The 16396-nt window shown below is 73.2% G+C and carries 14 protein-coding genes; 1 reads left to right on the top strand and 13 read right to left on the bottom strand.

Features of this window, described 5'->3' with window-relative positions:
* Window positions 1-37: 37 nt before the first annotated feature.
* Genes ACN268_RS01565 through ACN268_RS01540 form a run of 6 tightly spaced genes read right to left on the bottom strand, consistent with a single transcriptional unit; the run spans window position 38 to window position 6275 of the window.
* The gene (locus ACN268_RS01565; protein ID WP_363658224.1) at window positions 38-841 is read right to left on the bottom strand and encodes a class I SAM-dependent methyltransferase; all 804 of its coding nucleotides are present in this window, start codon (window positions 839-841) and stop codon (window positions 38-40) included.
* Window positions 838-2079 carry an MFS transporter gene (locus tag ACN268_RS01560; protein ID WP_421481368.1) on the bottom strand — a complete coding sequence of 414 codons (1242 nt, stop codon included), beginning with the start codon at window positions 2077-2079 and terminating at the stop codon, window positions 838-840. Before ACN268_RS01560 ends, ACN268_RS01565 begins: the two co-directional genes overlap by 4 nt.
* A complete protein-coding gene (locus ACN268_RS01555; RefSeq protein WP_363658228.1) occupies window positions 2076-3098 on the bottom strand; it encodes a dipeptide epimerase in 1023 nt (340 codons plus the stop codon). Before ACN268_RS01555 ends, ACN268_RS01560 begins: the two co-directional genes overlap by 4 nt.
* Window positions 3095-4171, bottom strand: a complete 1077-nt coding sequence (locus ACN268_RS01550; protein WP_204925144.1) for a PLP-dependent cysteine synthase family protein — start codon at window positions 4169-4171, stop codon at window positions 3095-3097. Before ACN268_RS01550 ends, ACN268_RS01555 begins: the two co-directional genes overlap by 4 nt.
* The gene (locus tag ACN268_RS01545) at window positions 4165-5004 is read right to left on the bottom strand and encodes a Rossmann-like domain-containing protein (protein ID WP_421481367.1); all 840 of its coding nucleotides are present in this window, start codon (window positions 5002-5004) and stop codon (window positions 4165-4167) included. Before ACN268_RS01545 ends, ACN268_RS01550 begins: the two co-directional genes overlap by 7 nt.
* Window positions 5001-6275 (bottom strand): ATP-grasp domain-containing protein, encoded by a 1275-nt coding sequence (locus ACN268_RS01540; protein ID WP_421481366.1) that lies wholly within the window; start codon window positions 6273-6275, stop codon window positions 5001-5003. Before ACN268_RS01540 ends, ACN268_RS01545 begins: the two co-directional genes overlap by 4 nt.
* Before the next feature lie 273 nt (window positions 6276-6548).
* On the opposite strand from ACN268_RS01540, the gene ACN268_RS01535 reads away from it, so the two are divergent.
* Window positions 6549-9188 carry an IPT/TIG domain-containing protein gene (locus ACN268_RS01535; RefSeq protein ID WP_421481365.1) on the top strand — a complete coding sequence of 880 codons (2640 nt, stop codon included), beginning with the start codon at window positions 6549-6551 and terminating at the stop codon, window positions 9186-9188.
* Between the two features lie 99 nt (window positions 9189-9287).
* On the opposite strand, the gene ACN268_RS01530 is transcribed toward ACN268_RS01535, so the two are convergent.
* The 7 genes from ACN268_RS01530 to ccrA form a co-directional block, all read right to left on the bottom strand.
* Entirely contained in the window at window positions 9288-10013 is a 726-nt protein-coding gene (locus tag ACN268_RS01530; protein ID WP_421481364.1) for a glycosyltransferase, read from the bottom strand.
* 5 nt (window positions 10014-10018) lie between these two features.
* Window positions 10019-10645 carry a class I SAM-dependent DNA methyltransferase gene (locus tag ACN268_RS01525; RefSeq protein ID WP_421481363.1) on the bottom strand — a complete coding sequence of 209 codons (627 nt, stop codon included), beginning with the start codon at window positions 10643-10645 and terminating at the stop codon, window positions 10019-10021.
* Window positions 10642-11379, bottom strand: coding sequence for a PIG-L deacetylase family protein (locus tag ACN268_RS01520; protein WP_421481362.1), 738 nt, complete (start codon window positions 11377-11379; stop codon window positions 10642-10644). The genes ACN268_RS01525 and ACN268_RS01520 overlap by 4 nt, the downstream gene beginning before the upstream one ends.
* Window positions 11373-12335, bottom strand: coding sequence for an acyl-CoA dehydrogenase family protein (locus ACN268_RS01515; protein WP_421481361.1), 963 nt, complete (start codon window positions 12333-12335; stop codon window positions 11373-11375). Before ACN268_RS01515 ends, ACN268_RS01520 begins: the two co-directional genes overlap by 7 nt.
* 263 nt (window positions 12336-12598) lie before the next feature.
* Window positions 12599-13462, bottom strand: a complete 864-nt coding sequence (locus ACN268_RS01510) for a phytanoyl-CoA dioxygenase family protein (RefSeq protein ID WP_421481360.1) — start codon at window positions 13460-13462, stop codon at window positions 12599-12601.
* 162 nt (window positions 13463-13624) lie between these two features.
* Window positions 13625-14815, bottom strand: a complete 1191-nt coding sequence (gene metK / locus ACN268_RS01505; RefSeq protein ID WP_421481359.1) for a methionine adenosyltransferase — start codon at window positions 14813-14815, stop codon at window positions 13625-13627.
* 214 nt (window positions 14816-15029) lie between these two features.
* Window positions 15030-16394 (bottom strand): crotonyl-CoA carboxylase/reductase, encoded by a 1365-nt coding sequence (gene ccrA / locus ACN268_RS01500; RefSeq protein ID WP_421481358.1) that lies wholly within the window; start codon window positions 16392-16394, stop codon window positions 15030-15032.
* Between the last annotated feature and the right edge of the window lie 2 nt (window positions 16395-16396).

Below are 16396 nucleotides of genomic sequence, written 5' to 3'. Positions count from 1 at the left end.
AGATGGTGGGTCTCGCCGCGGCACTCCGCGGCCGGAGTCAGGCCGGGCCGACGCGTCGACGCGCGACCAGGTGCAGGCGGTCACCGGACAGCGTGGGCGACAACGTGGCGTTCGGCTCCCAGGGCGGGTCGGTGCGGGGACCGGGGGCGTCGAACAGGGCCACCACGTCGAACCCGGTGGTGTCGAGCAGGTACCGCAGCTCGGCGGGGAACAGCAGCCGCCAGGCCGAGGTCTGCACCAGGGGTTGCGGGCAGGCCGGCCAGGTCCAGACCCGTTCGCGGCGCAGCAGCTGCCCACCGTGGTCGATCCACAGCCGCGTGCCGGACGTGTACGGGACGCCGCGCCAGGTCACGGTGCGGGTACGGGTGCCGTCGAGGAGTTCGGTGTTGCCGAGGAAGAACGCCCCGTTGCGCATCTCGGCCAGCAGCAGCCCACCGGGGCGCAGGTGCCGGTGGCAGCAGCGCAGGAACGCGGTCAGGTCGGCGTTGGTGTGGCAGTACAGCAGCGCGCTGTCCAGGCAGGTGACCACGTCGACGGGGCCGGCCAGGTCGAAGTCCCGCAGGTCGGCGTGGACGAACCGGACGCCGGGGTGGCGACGCCGCGCGTAGGTCAGCATCGGCACCGACGTGTCCAACCCGACGGCGGCGTAGCCGAGGGTGGCGAGGTGCCCGACGTCGCGGCCGGTGCCGCAGCCGACGTCGAGCAGCCGGGGCGCGACGTCGGTGCGGTCGGCGAACCGGCGTACGACGTCGTCGACGAACCGGGCGGCACGGTGACCCGGGTCGGGGAACTGCTGTTCGTACAGTTCCGGGTTGTCGGTCAGGAGGTTCCCGTCGCTCATGACACCCCCACCGGGGCCCGCGGGGGCACGGGCGTGCGGGGGCCGTCGAGGCGCAGCAGCCACACCGCGCCCGCCGAGGCCATCCCGACGGCGGCGGTGAGCAGCCACGCCGCCGGCGGCACCCCGGTTGCCGGGGCGGTGCCCACCGCCGCGCCGACGGCGGCGGTGCAGCCGGCGGCGAGGACCCCGGACACCAGGTAGAACAGGCCGAAGTAGGTACCGGTCAGCCGGGGGCCGGCGAAGGCGGGGATCAACTCCAGCACGAACGGCTGGGCGATCATCACCCCCAGGGTGAGCAGCACCGCCGCGGCCAGCACCGGCACCAGCCGCAGCACCGGCGACGACGACTCCACCCGCAGCAGCGGCAGCAGGAACCCGGCCCCCATGACCGCCATCCCGACGGTGATGCTCGCCCCACGGTGCCAGTGGCCCTGCAGCCAGCCGGTCAGCGGCAGTTGCAGGGTGAGCGTCACGGCGGTGGAGACGACGAACAGCACGGCGACCGCCACCTGCTGCCCGGTGACGTGCTCCGCCTGCACCGGCAGGATCAGGTACAGCTGGGTCTGCAACGCGAACATGCCGGCCAGGGCGACGCTGAAGGCCAGGAACCGGCGGTCGGTGAGGCCGGTACGCCAGTCCTGCCAGAGCGTCGCCTCGGGGGAGGTGGCCGGGGTGGCGGGCAGCCAGACCGCCTGCGCCACGGTGAGTACGGCGAACAGCCCGGCGGCGGTCAGCGCGGCGGCCCGGAAGTCGACCAGGAGCAGCGCCGAGCCGAGCAGCGGCCCGAGCAGAGCGCCGGCACTGGCGAAGACGGTGAACAGGGCGAACGCGTCGGCCCGCCGGTCGGCGGCGGCCTGCGCCACGTAGCTGCGTACGGCCGGGTTGAACAGCGCCCCGGCCAGTCCGGACAGGATCGACGCGGCCAACAGCACCGGCAGTGCCGTGCCGAGGGCGAACAACCCGAAGCCGACGGCGCGCAGGGCACAGCCGGCGATGATGACACCTCGGGCGCCCAGCCGGTCGGCGGCGGAGCCACCCAGCAGGAACAGGCCCTGCTGGCTGAGGTTGCGCACGCCGAGCACGATGCCGATGACGGCGGCGGAGAGGCCGACGTCGTCGGCCAGGTAGCCGGCGAGGTAGGGCAGCAGCAGGTAGAAGCCGACGTTGACCCCGAACTGGTTGACCACCAGCAGCCGGATCGGCAGCGGGAAACTGCGCAGGGTGGACCACGTGTTCATCGGGCCGCCCGCACGCCGAGACCGGGTGCCCCGCTCACCCGCAGGACGCCGTCGTGGCCGCCGATGCCGGTCCACGGATCGTCGGCGAGCAGCAGGTGCCCGTCCAGGTCGATCCAACGGGCGTCGCCGGTGAGGTGCACCGCCGGTGCGATGCCCAGCGAGCTGGCCACCAGGCAGCCCAGCATGAGGTCCATGCCGTGGGCCCGGGCCGTGGCGGCGATCTGCCGGGCGGCGTGGATGCCGCCGCACTTCGCCAGCTTGACGTTGATGCCGGCCACCGTGCCGACGAGGGCGTCGACGTGCGCCGCCGTGGCCGCGTCCTCGTCGGCGATGACCGGCACGTCGGTGCGCGCGCTGATCCAGCCGAGCAGCTGCGGGGTGCCGGGCGCGATGGGCTGCTCGACGGCGTCGATGCCGTACGGGCGTAGCGTGTCGAGCAACCGCACGGTCTGCTCGGGGGTCCACGCGCCGTTGGGGTCGAGCAGGAGCCGTGCCTGCGGCAGTGCGGCGCGGACGGCGGCGACCCGGGCCACGTCGGCGGGGTCTCCGCACTTGACCTTGACCAGTCGGAAGCCGCGTCGGGCCAGGTCCCGCGCGGTGGCCCCGGCGTGGTCGGGCGCGACGAGACCGATGGTGTGGGCCGTGGCCGCCGGGGTCGGGGCGGGACGGCCGAGCCACCGGTGCACCGGCTGTCCGGCCCTGCGGCCCAGCAGGTCGTGGACGGCGGCGTCCAGGGCTGCCAGCACACCGGTGGGCAGCTGCGTGGCGAGTGCCGGTAACTCCGCGAGCAGCACCTCGGGTTCGCCGCAGTCGCGCACCCGGTGCCGCAGCCCGGGCAGCAGCCCGAGGATGGCGACCAGGTCCAGTCCGTAGTAGACGCTGGTCACCACCTCGCCGTGCCCGGTGACGCCGTCGTGGGACAGGTCGAGTTGGACGGCGTCACGGCCCGGCATCGTCGCCCGGGAGATCCGCAGCGGTTCCCGCAGCCGCAGCGGGTAGCTGTGCCAGTCGAGCCTCATGCCGGCACCGCCAGGCGGCGCAGCGGATCGAGGACGGTCCGGCAGCGGCTCCACCGGGTCACCTCGACGACATCCGGGTACGGGATCTCGATCGGATGGTCCGGAGCCGGGGCGAACAGCCCGTGGCGGGCGCAGTACGCGTCGTCGAAGATCGAGTCGAGGTAGCGGTGCGGGCCGTCCGGGAAGATCGTCACCACCCGGGCACCGGGCTGCATCCGGCAGATCCACGCGGCGACCCGGGCGACGGCCCCGGTGCTCCAGCCGCCGGTGACGAACGCCGCCCGGGCCAACCGGCGGCAGGTGTCCACCGCCTCCACCGGGCCGACCCAGTGCACCTCGTCGAAGGCCGCGTAGTCGACGTTGCGGGGGAAGATGCTGCTGCCCAGCCCGCGCATCAGCCGGGGCCGCGCGGGCTGTCCGAAGATCGTCGAGCCGACGGTGTCGACCCCGACCAGCCGCATCCCCGGCCAGTACCGGCGCAACGCCCGGCCCAGACCGGCACTGTGCCCACCGGTGCCGACGCTGCACACCAGCACGTCCACGGCCTCGACCTGGCCGGTCAGCTCCTCGGCGAGGCTGCGGTAACCGGCGGCGTTGTCCGGGTTGTGGTACTGGTCGGGCCAGTAGGCGCCGGGGATACGGGCCAGCACCTCACGCAACCGGTCCAGGCGGGCCTGCTGCCAACCACCGACCGGGTGCGGCTGCGCCACCACCTCCACCGTCGCCCCGTGGGCCGCCAGCAGCGCCCGCATCGGCCGTTCGATCTCCCGGTCCACCACGAGGACGACCGGGTGGCCCAGGGCCTGCCCGGCGAACGCGAGACCGAGCCCCAGCGTGCCGCTGGTCGACTCCACCACGGTGCCGCCCGGCCTCAGGTCACCGCGCCGCCGGGCGGCCCGCAACATCGCCACCGCGGCCCGCGCCTTCATGCCCCCCGGGCTCAGGTACTCCACCTTGGCGTGGAACCCGCCGTGCGGGTGCGGCAGCGGGGTGTCGACGAACGCCACCGGGGAGCGTCCCAGCAGACCCAGCAGGTGCGGCGCGCGGGCGGCGGGCACGGAGGCGGTCAGCACGGCGACCCGGCCGCGGCACGGTAGCGGTAGACCGTCGTCGCTGCGCCGTCGAGCCAGAAGAACGGGTACGGCTCGGCGGACACGCCACTCAACCCCGCGCCGAGGAAACACGGCAGGATGGCGCTGCCGGTCTGGGCGAAGGCCACCATCGGCTTGCCGGTGGTACGGGCGTGCCGCAGCAGCGGCGCGAACGTGTCGTTGCCCAGGGTCATCCCGGACACCAGCAGCGCGTCGCAGCGTTCCAGCAGCACGGCGGCGTCCGGCAGGCACGGCTCCCCCCACTCCGTGCTCCCGCCGGCCCGGTCGCACGGCAGGTAGCCGACGCCCCGGTCCCGCAACTGCGCCAGCAGGGAGTTCACCACCCCGACGACCAGGACCCGCTGACCCGGCATCACCGGCAGCAGGTCCACCACGGCGGCGGCCCGGGCGGTCGACTTGGCAAGCGACGTCCCGGCCGGGATGGTCACCCTGTCGCAGGCGGTCTGCGGGTGCGGTCGGACCGTGGCGAGGTAGGCGTCCAGGGCCGCGACACGCACCGCCGACGCCGGGTGGGTGAGCAGTTCGGCGACGCTGCGACCGACGCATTCGTGGGCGACCTCGTCGGTCGGCTCGTCGGGTTCCGTCGCGCACGAACCGACGGCGGCGTCCACCCGCAGGCTCAGCACCTGGTTGCGGTAGCCACGGGCCCGGCCGGCATGCCGGGCGCCCTGCCGGGTGGTGAACGCGACGGTGACCTGCGCGGTGGCCGGGTCGGGGCCGAAGCGGCCCGCCCGGACCGCGTCGATCAGGTCCGGCACCGACGTGACCGGCCCACCGGTGTCCACCGGGGTCACGCGCGGGCTCCGGCCAGCTCGTCGACGTACCGGACGCCGAGCCCGGCGACCAGTTCGTCGGCCCGGACCCGGGCGCCGGGGCCCGTGGTGTCCACCGTCATGACGTGACCGAGGTAGTCGTTGTTGCTCACCGCGTCGCCGGTGCGGTGCCCGGCGGGCTTCACCGCCCAGTCGACCACGTCGGGAGCGGCAGCCAGCGCGGTCACCCCGTCGATCCCGGCGACGGTGCCGGCGCGGGGCGGGAGCAGGAACGCGATGGCGGCGCTACGGACACCCGTGTCGGCCACCGTGACCTGCGGCTGCTCACCCACGGCCAGCCGGGCGTACACCATGGGCAGGTCCACCCCGGTCGCCCGCCGCACCAGTTCGGTGATCTGGTTGCCCGCCGGGCGGGGGTTGATCTCCACCACCCGTGGCCCGGCGGCCGTCAGTCGCAGCTCGGTGTGCGCCACCCCCCGGTCGAACCCGACCGCGGCGAGGGCGGCGACGGCCATGTCACCCACCGCGCCGGCCGTCGCGGCGTCGAGCGCGGCGGGGAACATGTGCCCCGTCTCCACGAACCACGGCGCACCGGCAAGGCTCTTGTCCGTCACACCCAGCACCGTCGTCTCCCCGTCGACGGTCACGGTCTCCACGCTGACCTCCGGCCCGACCAACACCTCCTCCAGCAGCACCAGCGGCGAGCGCTGCTGCCCCCGGGCGTTGACCGGGAAGCCACCGAGGGCGTCGAACGCCTCGCGTAGCTGGTCCCGGTCGGCCACCAGTCGGACGAGCATCCCGGCGCACAGGTCGACCGGCTTGACGACCAGCGGGAAACCCAGTGCACGGGCGGCGGCCTCGGTGCCCGCCCAGTCCTCGGTGACGGCGAACGCCGGGCCGGGCAGGCCGGCCGCCTGCATCCGCTGCCGCGCCAGGTCCTTGCGGTAGGCGCACTCGACGGCTTCCGGCCGGGTGCCCGGCAGACCCAGGTCCGCGGCGAGCCGGGCCACGGTGGCGAGGTAGTAGTCGCAGGACGTGACGACGCCGTCGAACCGCAGCACCTCGTGCAGCTTCCGTACGTACGGCAGCAGCCGTTCCGGATCGTTGGTCTCGGCGGTGATCACGTGGTCGGCGTCGAGCAGCGGGTGCGTCCCGGTGCCGCCGCCCTGGCGCAGGTAGTGGTGCAGGTTCCTGGTCAGGAACGTGAACCGATGTCCCGCCTCCCGGATCGCCCGGGGCAGCAGGCTGCTCATCGCACCGACCCAGCTCTCGACCAGCAACACATGACCCACCGCGCACTCCCGACGCTCGACGACTCGGACGAGCAGACGATAACGGTTCCCATTACCAATAGCTAGCGACACGCCCCGGGATGTTCGCCTGTGGAGCCGATCGAACCCGGAGCGCCGGCAACAGCGGGCAGATGCCATCGCGCGAACACCGCCGCCACCCACAGCGACCCAAGGACTGCAAAATGCGTAACTTGCCCGGTTTGTCCTCGTTCATTCGTTGACGGCTGCCGCCACATCACGCAGGCCCGTCATCCATCTGAACGGGGGAAATTGGTGAGGACCGTCCTGCGAAGATCCACGAGCGCCGCCACGGCGCTCCTGGTCACCGGCCTGGCAACCCTGACCCTGGGTACGCCGGCACTGGCGGCACCGGGCGACGCGAGCGCCCGTGGCGTCGTCGTCGACCTGTCCGCCGAGGTGGCCGGGATTGCCGTGATCAGCGCCGACGCGACCGTCGGCACCGCCACCGCGCCGGCCGCCGGGGGCACCGACACCGAGACGCTGCTGGCGATCTCGGTGCCCGGGGCGGTCGGTGTGACCGCCAGCGGCACCGTCGAGGAGGTCACCGCCACCCGGGCGGCGGACGGGTCGTCGGCGTCCTCCAGCGTCAACGGGCTCAACCTGACCGTGCTCGGCATCGACGTGCTGGACGCCGCCGAGGTCACCGCCACCGCGGTCTGTCCGCAGGTCGGCGCGACCAGCGCGGACACCACGCTCGTCGGGCTGGAGTTGTTCGGCTCGGCGGTGACGCTGACGGCGAACACCCCCGCCGTCGTGGGCAGCGCGGCGGTGGTGGTGCCGGGGCTGCTGGACGCGAGCCTGAACGCCTCGTTGACCCGGGTCGAGACGACCACCGCCACCGGCGCGACCGCGATCACGGTGCGGGCCGTGCTGACCCTGTCGGGCAGCATCCTCGGTGTTCCGACCACCATTCCCGTCGGCACCGTCATCGTGGCCGAGGCGCTCTGCGAGCGTCCGCCGGCGGCACCGACCACCGCGACGATCAACCCCGACGAGGGCCCGCAGTCGGGTGGCCAGACCGTGACGATCACCGGCACGGGCTTCATCCCGGGTGGCACCACGGTCACCTTCGACGGGGTGCCCGCGACCGACGTCACGGTCGCGCCGGGCGGCACCTCCCTGACGGCCGTCACCCCGCCCGGCGCGGTCGGACCCGCCGAGGTCGTGGTCGGCACGGTGAACGGCACCGCCGCGCCGCTGGGCTACACGTACCTCGCCGACGGCAGCGCGGCCACGATCACCGGCCTCACGCCGACCTCCGGGCCGACCGTCGGCGGCACCACGGTGACGATCACCGGCACCGGCTTCACCGGGGCGGCCGGCGTGGACTTCGACGGACTGCCCGGCACCGGGTTCACCGTCAACCCCGCCGGCACCACGATCACCGTGGTGACGCCGCCGAACCCGGCGGGCCCGGCCCTGGTCGAGCTGGTCTTCCCGGCCGGTCGGGTGACCGCGCCGACGTTCACCTACCTCGGGCCGACGATCACCTCGATCGTCCCGGACACCGGGCCGACCGCCGGCGGCACCACGGTGACGATCACCGGCACCGGCTTCACCGGGGCGACCGGCGTGACCTTCGGCGACACCCCGGGCACCAACGTCACGGTCAACCCGGGCGGCACCTCGCTGACCGTGGTGACCCCGCCCGGTCAGGTCGGCCCGGTGGACGTCACCGTGCTGCTGCCGGGCGCGGACGCGACCGCCCCGGACGGATTCACGTACGTGGCCGCACCGCCGACCGTCGCGTCGATCACCCCGAACACCGGCCCGCAGGCAGGCGGCCAGACGGTAACCATCACCGGCACCGGATTCGTGCCCGGTGACACGACCGTCACCTTCGACGGGGTGCCGGCCACCAACGTCACGGTCGCCCCCGGCGGCACCTCCCTGACGGCGGTCACCCCGCCCGGCGCGGTCGGACCGGCCGTCGTGCTGGTGACCACCGGCGGCGGTACGGCGGCACCGCTGGACTACACCTACCTCGCCGACGGCAGCGGCGCGACCGTGACCGGGCTGACCCCGACGAGCGGACCGACCTCGGGTGGCACCACGGTCACCATCACCGGGACCGGGTTCACCGCAGCGACCGGGGTGACCTTCGACGGGGTGCCCGGCACCGGGTTCACCGTCAACCCGGCCGGCACCACGATCACCGTGGTGACCCCCCCGAACGCGGCCGGGCCGGCGGACGTCCGGCTGGTGTTCCCCGCGGGCACCGCCACCGCGCCCGTCTTCACGTACGTCGCACCGACGATCACCTCCATCGTGCCGGGCACCGGACCGACCACCGGCGGCACCACGGTGACCATCACCGGCACCGGTCTCACCGGCGCCACCGGCGTGAACTTCGGCAACACACCCGGCACCAACCTGGTCGTGAACCCGGGCGGCACCTCGCTGACCGTGGTCACCCCGCCCGGCTCGCCTGGGCCGGTGGACGTCACCGTCCTGCTGCCCGGTGACGACGTCACCGCACCTGACGGGTTCACCTACGAACCCGTCCCGCCGCGCATCGACACCGTCACCCCCGGACAGGGGCCGACCGGTGGCGGCACGACGGTGACGGTCGGTGGCTCCGGGTTCGTACCCGGCGGCACCACGGTCACCATCTGCGGCACGACCATCCCGGCCGACCAGGTCACCGTGTCGCCGGACGGTCGCTCGCTGACCTTCCGCACACCGCCCTGCGCGGCCGGTGACACCACGGTCGTGGTGAGCACCGCAGGCGGCACCTCGAACGGATCCACCTTCCGCTACGTCGGGGGGATCCTGCCGGTGACCGGTGACGCCGTCGCCGCGCCGCTGGCCGTCGGGGTGCTGCTCGCCCTGCTCGGCGTCGTCCTCGTCGTGCTGACCCGCCGCCGGCACCGCGCCGGCCGCACCGGCTGACCGGACGTTCCCGGCCAGGGTCCGACCGGACCCTGGCCGGGAGCGACGCCGCCCTTTCCGGTACGCGTGCTTCGCGCGCCGCCGGTGCAGGGCGGTTCGTCATGCCACGGTGCACCCGCCGCACGGCGTCCGCTCGGGCTGCACGGTCGAGGGGGCCGTAGGCCGGTCTTCGAGGGCGTCGAGGTAACCGGCGAAGCCGTGCGGGGCCCGACCGTGGTGGCGGGCACTGGTGCGTACCGCACAGCCGGCGTCGGTGACGACCCGCATGGCCTGCCGCCGACCGCGTTCGACGAGGTCGTGGTCCTCACCGTGGCGCAGGTCGGCGAAGCCGCCCAGCCGCTCGTACGCGATGGCGGCGCAGCCCAGGTTCGCACCGTGGACGTGCCGGTGGCCGGTGCCGGTCAGCCCCTGCCGGTACCGGGCCTCGTACCGGTCACGGACCTGGGGGGTACGGGGCGTCCAGTCGGTGACCCGTACCGTCCCGACCAGCAGGTCGGTGCCGGCACGGGCGTGACGCAACTGCCAGCCGCCCCACCGCCGGGGTACCCGGCTGTCCGCGTCGGTGGTGGCGAGCCACAACCCCTGCGGGCCGTCGCGCAGCGCGTACGCCATGCCGGCGGCGCGGGCCCGGCCGACGTTGCGGGCCCGCACCGTCAGCACGACGACGCCGGCCCGTTCGGCGACGGCGGCCGTGGCGTCCCGGCAGTCGTCGGCCACCACGATCACCTCCGAGGGCACCGGCAGCTGCCGCAGCGCGTCGAGGACGGAGGTCAGGCAGCCGGGCAGCAACGCCTGCTCGTCGTGGGCGGGCACCACGACCGCCATCCGGTTCACCACAGGCCGTCGGCCTGGGCGACGGACCTGGCCGGCGGCGGCACCCGCAGGAACACGTCGAGCAGGAAGTCGGCCTCCTCGTGCCGTGCCGTCCGCGCCAGGGCGTCCACGCCGGCGAGCAGCCGGTGCACGTCGTCGCCACTGCGGGCGTGCTCGGCCACCGGCGGCCGCCAGTGCACGGCCACCAGCGTGCCGCCGGGTTCGAGCGAGTCGACCGTACGGGCCACCAGCAGATCCAACCCGGCGTCGTCGAAGTAGTAGCCCAGCGCGGAGAGCACGATCAGGTCGAACCGGTCGTCCGCCACGGCCGGCCACTCGTCGGGGACCCGCATCCGCTCCACCCGGACGTGCGGCTGCTCCGCCAGCCGCCGTCGGGCACTCGCCACCGGCGCGGCGGCGATGTCGACCGCCAGCAGCCGGTCGCACCGCGGGGCGAGACGGCGGGTGAGCATCCCGGTCGAACACCCCGGCTCGAATGCCGACCGGTACCGCCGGCGCGGCAGGCAGGCCACCGTCACCTCGTGCTTACGCTGGTCGTACCAGCGGGTTGCGAAACTCCACGGGTCCTCCGCGCCGGCGTACATGTCGTCGAAGTAGCCGGCCGGGGTGCCGCCTGGGGTCATGGCAGGAACACCGTTTCGTAGGGGCGCGCGAAGCGGGCGAGGACGTTCGGGGGAAGGATCGCGGCGTCGGCGGGTGCCGGCCCCAGTGGCAGCACCTGACTGCGGAAGGCGTCGATCGCGGCCAGCTTGGCCGACCTGGCCGCCCCGGTCAGGTTGACCCGGCGGGCGCGGTGCCACGGCACGTCGGGCTGGTCGGGGCGGGCCCAGTGCCACGTCCACACCGGGAACTCCACCAGCGTCGCGCCCGTACGCCGGCAGGCGGTCGCCGCCGCCCGTCCCACCGCCTCGTGGTCCGGGTGTCCGTCGCCGCGCCACGTCGTGACACACCACCGCCCCGGCACCAGCCGGCCGGTCAACGCCTCGGCAAGCGCCGGCTCGTCGACACCGCCGTCGGGATGCCCGAGGTGGTCGATGGCGGTGGGGGCGACCCCGAGCAGTCCGCAGGCCGTGACCGTCTCGGCCCGCCGGATCGCGGCCAGCGTCGCCCGCGGGTGGACCGTGGAGTCCGGATGTGACGCTTCGCCGTCGGTGACGACCGCGATCTCGACGTCGCCGGCGAGCATCGCGACCAGACCGCCCACCCCGAGCACCTCGTCGTCGGGGTGCGGGGCGACCACCAGCGGCGGCACCGTCCGCACCCGGTCGTCCAGCGCCAGTACGGGCCAGCCGGCCGGTGCCGGCCACGCACGCCAACTGCTCTCGTCGGTGCCCGCGTCGACGATCGGCCTCACCATCCGGGGTCCCCGACCGCCGCCGCCAGCTCGCCGAGGTGGGCCAGGTCCGCCTCCGCGTGACTCTGCCGCAGGTACACCGTCAGGTCGGCGACCCGGCGGGCATGGTGGGCGTCCTGGCACAGCGGGCCCGCCCCCAAGGCCCGGCCGACCCGGTCGACGACCGTGGTGGCGGCCGCCTCGACGGTGGCGCGGACCTGGTGGGCCAACCGGTCGGCGTCCCCGGTGGGGTTCGCGTCGATCTCGTCGGCGGCGGCGAACAGGACGCTCCGGGCGGCGGTCAGGGCCGCGTCGACCGCGCCGAGGTGCGCCAGGGCGTGCGGGCCGAGACGGCGGTGCCGCGCCGCGGTGTACAGGGTGTCGGCGACCCCGACCGCCCCGCCGTACCAGCACGCCGCCACCCCCAGCCCGCCGTGCCAGAAACCCGGCCGCGCGGTGTAGCTGCCCGGTCCGCCCACCGCGACGGCGGTCACGCCGTCGAAGCTGACGGTACGGCTGTCGCTGGCGGCCATGCCGACGGCCGGCCAGGTGTCGGGCAACGCGGTGACCCCGGCGGCGTCGACCTCGACGGCGAACAGCCGGATGCCGTCGTCGGTGGTCGCGGTGACCAGGGCGTGGGCGAGCAGACCGGCCCCGGAGCACCAGGGCCGGTCACCGGTCAGCCGCCACCGGTCGCCGTCGCGGGTCGCCGTGACCGACGCCGGCACGGCCGCCCAGACACCCCACGGCTCACGACGCCGGTCGGGGTCGGTCGTCACGCCGAGTTCGGCGAGGATCGCCAGGGCGTCGGCGTGCCCCTCGCCCAGCCGGGCCAGGGGCAGGTCGGCGCGGCCGAGTTCGACGAACCGCAGGAAGCGGTCACGGGTGTGGCCGCCGCCGGGCAAGGGCAGGTCGAGCAGCCCGGCGAGCACGGCCGACCGGAACGCCGTACCGGGGTCGTCGCCGTCGGGGCTCACCATGGGGTGCCCGCCGCCCGGGGCGGGTTCCCGGACCGCACCGGATGCCGTCCGGCCCGGTTCGACCCGCCGTCGACCACGGGCACCGTCTCCGGACGGTCGAGCGTCACCGGGGCACCTCCGTACGGGCGATGTGCGGCCCGTACGGGTCGCCGCCGGAAAGTGCCCCTCTCCCCCGGGGTGAAACATGGCGCGGCCGACGGGCCCGACCCGTCACGATGCTCGCGGCCGTCCGGAGCGGCGGCCATGATCGGTGCTGTGGTGGATCAGGCCCGGGGAGCACCCCCACCAGCGCGCTCGGCGAGCAGGGTGTGCGGGTCGCGGGATTCGTACCAGCCGAGGAACGGGGGACACACGTCGTAGCCGAGCAGGCGTTGCAACTCCTCGGGGTACTCGCGGACCACCTCCATCGGCACCGCGAGGTACTGGTTCTCCTCCTGGCGCATGTTGCCGGCGATGTAGGACAGCGTCAGCCCGGTGCGCGGCTGCGTGGAGGTGTTCTGCCCACCGCCGTGGTAGAGACCACCGAGCCAGATCAGCGCCGACCCGGCCGGCATCGCGGCCGGCACCGCCTCGTCGCGGCGCGGCGCCCGCTCGTCGTCCCAGCGGTGACTGCCCGGGATCGCCATCGTCGCGCCGTTCTCCGCGGTGAAGTCACTCATCGCCACCATCACCTGGACCCGGGTCGTCGGTGCAGGGTAGGGCCGCAGGTGTGAGGTGTCGTCGCGGTGCAGGCACTGCACCCCCTCGTCCGGCCAGATCTGGATCACCTGGGTAGCGCTGACCTGGATGTTGGGGCTGATGCTCACCTGCTCGCCGCCGAACCACACCGGCACCGGCCGCTGGATGAGCCGGCGCGCGGCACCCAGGAACAGCGGGTGCAGCGCGACGGCGGCCATGTGCCGGCTGCGGGCGAACAACGACGACATCCGCTTGGTCTTGTGGCCTGAGAAGTCGTTGTCGCCGTAGCCGGACTCCTCCAGCGCGGGCCCGAGATCGTCCCAGAGCGCCTGCCGGGTCCCGGCGTCCAGGAACTTCTCGACGATGACGGCGCCGTCGTGGTCGAGCAGAGCGCAGACCCGGTCGATGTCGGCGTCGGAACGGACCGTGACGATGGCGTTGTCAGTCATTATCTCTTCCTCTCGGTGCGGGGAAGGCTCGACGGTCCCTGAGCCCGACGGGAGGTGTGCCGGGGTCGTGTCGACCCGCGCCGAGGGTCGTCCCATGGCCATCCGAGCCGGGTCGTCTCGGCGGACCAGCCCGGCGCGGAGCGCGGCGGCGGGGTCGGCACCTCAGGCCGCGATGGCCTTGAGGCTCTGGGCCCGGTCGGTGTTCTCCCAGGTCAGCCCCGGCAACTCCCGACCGAAGTGCCCATAGGCCGCGGTCTGCCGGTAAACCGGACGCAACAGGTCCAGATCCCGGATGATCGCCGCCGGACGCAGATCGAACACCTCACCCACCGCCCGCTCGATCCGCTCCACCGGCACGTTCTCCGTACCGAACGTCTCGATGAAGAGGCTGACCGGGTGGGCCTTACCGATCGCGTACGCCACCTGCGCCTCACACCGCTCCGCGAGCCCCGCGGCGACCACGTTCTTCGCCACCCACCGCATCGCGTACGCCGCCGAACGATCCACCTTCGACGGATCCTTACCCGAGAACGCACCACCACCGTGCCGGGCGTACCCGCCGTAGGTGTCCACGATGATCTTCCGACCGGTCAGACCCGCATCACCCATCGGACCACCGATCTCGAACCGCCCCGTCGGATTCACCAACAGCCGGTAACCCTCGGTGTCCAGGCCCAGACTCTCCAACTCCGGGGCGATGACATGGTCCCGCACATCCGGAGTCAGCAACGAATCCAGCGAGATGTCCGCGGCGTGCTGGCTGGACACCACGACGGTGTTCAGCCGTACCGGACGCAGCCCCTCGTACTCGATGGTGACCTGGGTCTTGCCGTCAGGCCGCAGGTACGGAATCGTGCCGTCCTTCCGCACCGCCGACAACCGCTGAGCCAGCCGGTGCGCCAACGCGATCGGCAGCGGCATCAACTCGGGCGTCTCGGAGCAGGCGAAGCCGAACATCATGCCCTGGTCGCCGGCACCCTGCGCGTCCAACGCGCTCTCCGACGCACCCGTCCGCAACTCGAACGCGTTGTCCACACCCTGCGCGATGTCCGGCGACTGCGCACCGATGGAGACGCTGACGCCACAGGAAGCGCCGTCGAAACCCTTCTTCGACGAGTCGTAACCGATACCCAGGATCGTCTCCCGCACGATCGTCGGGATGTCGGCGTACGCCTTGGTGGACACCTCGCCGGCGACGTGGACCTGCCCGGTGGTGATCAGGGTCTCGACCGCCACCCGACTGTGCGGATCCTGCCTCAGCAGGGCGTCGAGGATCCCGTCACTGATCTGGTCAGCGATCTTGTCCGGGTGGCCTTCCGTGACCGACTCGGAGGTGAACAGGCGGCGTGCCATGGGTAGTCCTTCCGTCGATGAGGGCATGACGTCGAACCGGCCTTCCACCTCGACCGATCGTGGGGGCGGACGGCTGACCCGGTGATCCCGCTCCGCTGCGGGACCGATCGAGCGGGCCTCCGGACGACGTGTCGCTGTCGCACCCGCAGGCCGGCGCGGCACGCGGGTGCCTGTGGGCAGTTGACCGACCGGCGTCGCCTCGCTGACGGTCGGGTCAGCGAGGGCTACCACCGGTCGGCCGGTCAGCCCGCCGGAACCGGTTGATCGCGTCGAGATGCTGCTCGCGCATCGCCGTGTCGCGGACGCCGAGACCCTCGTGCGGTGCCAGCGCCAGCACGCCGACCTTGCCGAGGTGCCGGTTGCGGTACACGTCGTCGACCGCCTGTCCGGCGTCTGCCAGGGCGTACGTCTTGGACAGCGTGGGGTGGATCCGGCCCTTGGCGATGAGCCGGTTGACCTCCCACGCCTCGCGATAGTTGGCGAAGTGCGATCCGACGATCCGCTTGAGCGACATCCACAGGTAGCGGTTGTCGTACTCGTGGCGGTAGCCGGAGGTGGAAGCGCAGGTCACGATGGTGCCTCCCTTGCGGGTCACGTACACCGAGGCACCGAAGGTGTCCCGCCCGGGATGCTCGAACACGATGTCGGGATCCTCCCCGCCGGTCAGTTCCCGGATCCGCCGGCCGAACCGTTTCCACTCCCCGGGGTCCTGGGTGTACTCGTCCTTCCAGAAGGTGAAGGCCTCGTCGGTGCGGTCGATCACCGCGTCAGCACCCATCGCCCGGCAGATGGCGGCCTTGGTCGGACTGGACACCACACAGATCGGCTTCGCCCCTCCGGCCAACGCGAGCTGGGTGGCGAACGCGCCCACCCCGCCGGAGGCACCCCAGATGAGCACATTGTCGCCCTGCTTCATCTGGGCGCCGTTGCGGGAGACCAGCTGCCGGTAGGCCGTCGAGGCGACCAGACCGGGAGTCCCCGCCTCCTCCCAGGTCAGGTGCGCTGGCTTGGGCATCAACTGGTTCGCCTTGACCAGTGCCAACTGGGCGAGACCGCCGAAGTTGGTCTCGTAGCCCCAGATCCGCTGATCCGGGTCGAGCATGGTGTCGTTGTGTCCCTCGGGTGCCTCCAGCTCGGCCGACAGACAGTGCGCCACGACCTCGTCGCCGGGCTTCCAGGCGTAGACCCCTGGCCCGGTACGCAGCACCACTCCGGACAGGTCGGAACCGATCACGTGGTAGGGCAGGTCATGGCGGCGGGCCAGCGGTGAGCGTCGGCCGTACCGGGCCAGGAAGGTGAAACTGGGCATCGGATCGAACAACGACGACCACACGGTGTTGTAGTTGATCGAGCTGGCCATGACCGCCACCAGTGCCTCGCCGGGCCCGACCTCGGGGACCGCCACGTCGTCGAGGTGCACGGCCCGGCGCGGCTCCCGGGCCTCGGCGGCGACCCCTGCGAACATCTCGACCTCGTCGGCGTGCAGGGTGACCGCGCGATAGTGCTCCGGAACGGGCAGGGCCGCGAAGTCCTCCGGTCGGGTGTCCGGGTCGAGAACGGCGCTGATGATGTCTTCCATCG

It is taken from the genome of Micromonospora sp. WMMD735 (genome assembly GCF_049178995.1).
Lineage (GTDB): Bacteria > Actinomycetota > Actinomycetes > Mycobacteriales > Micromonosporaceae > Micromonospora > Micromonospora wenchangensis.
The sequence above is the reverse complement of the archived record's forward strand: the minus strand, read 5'-3'. Positions and strand labels throughout refer to the sequence as shown.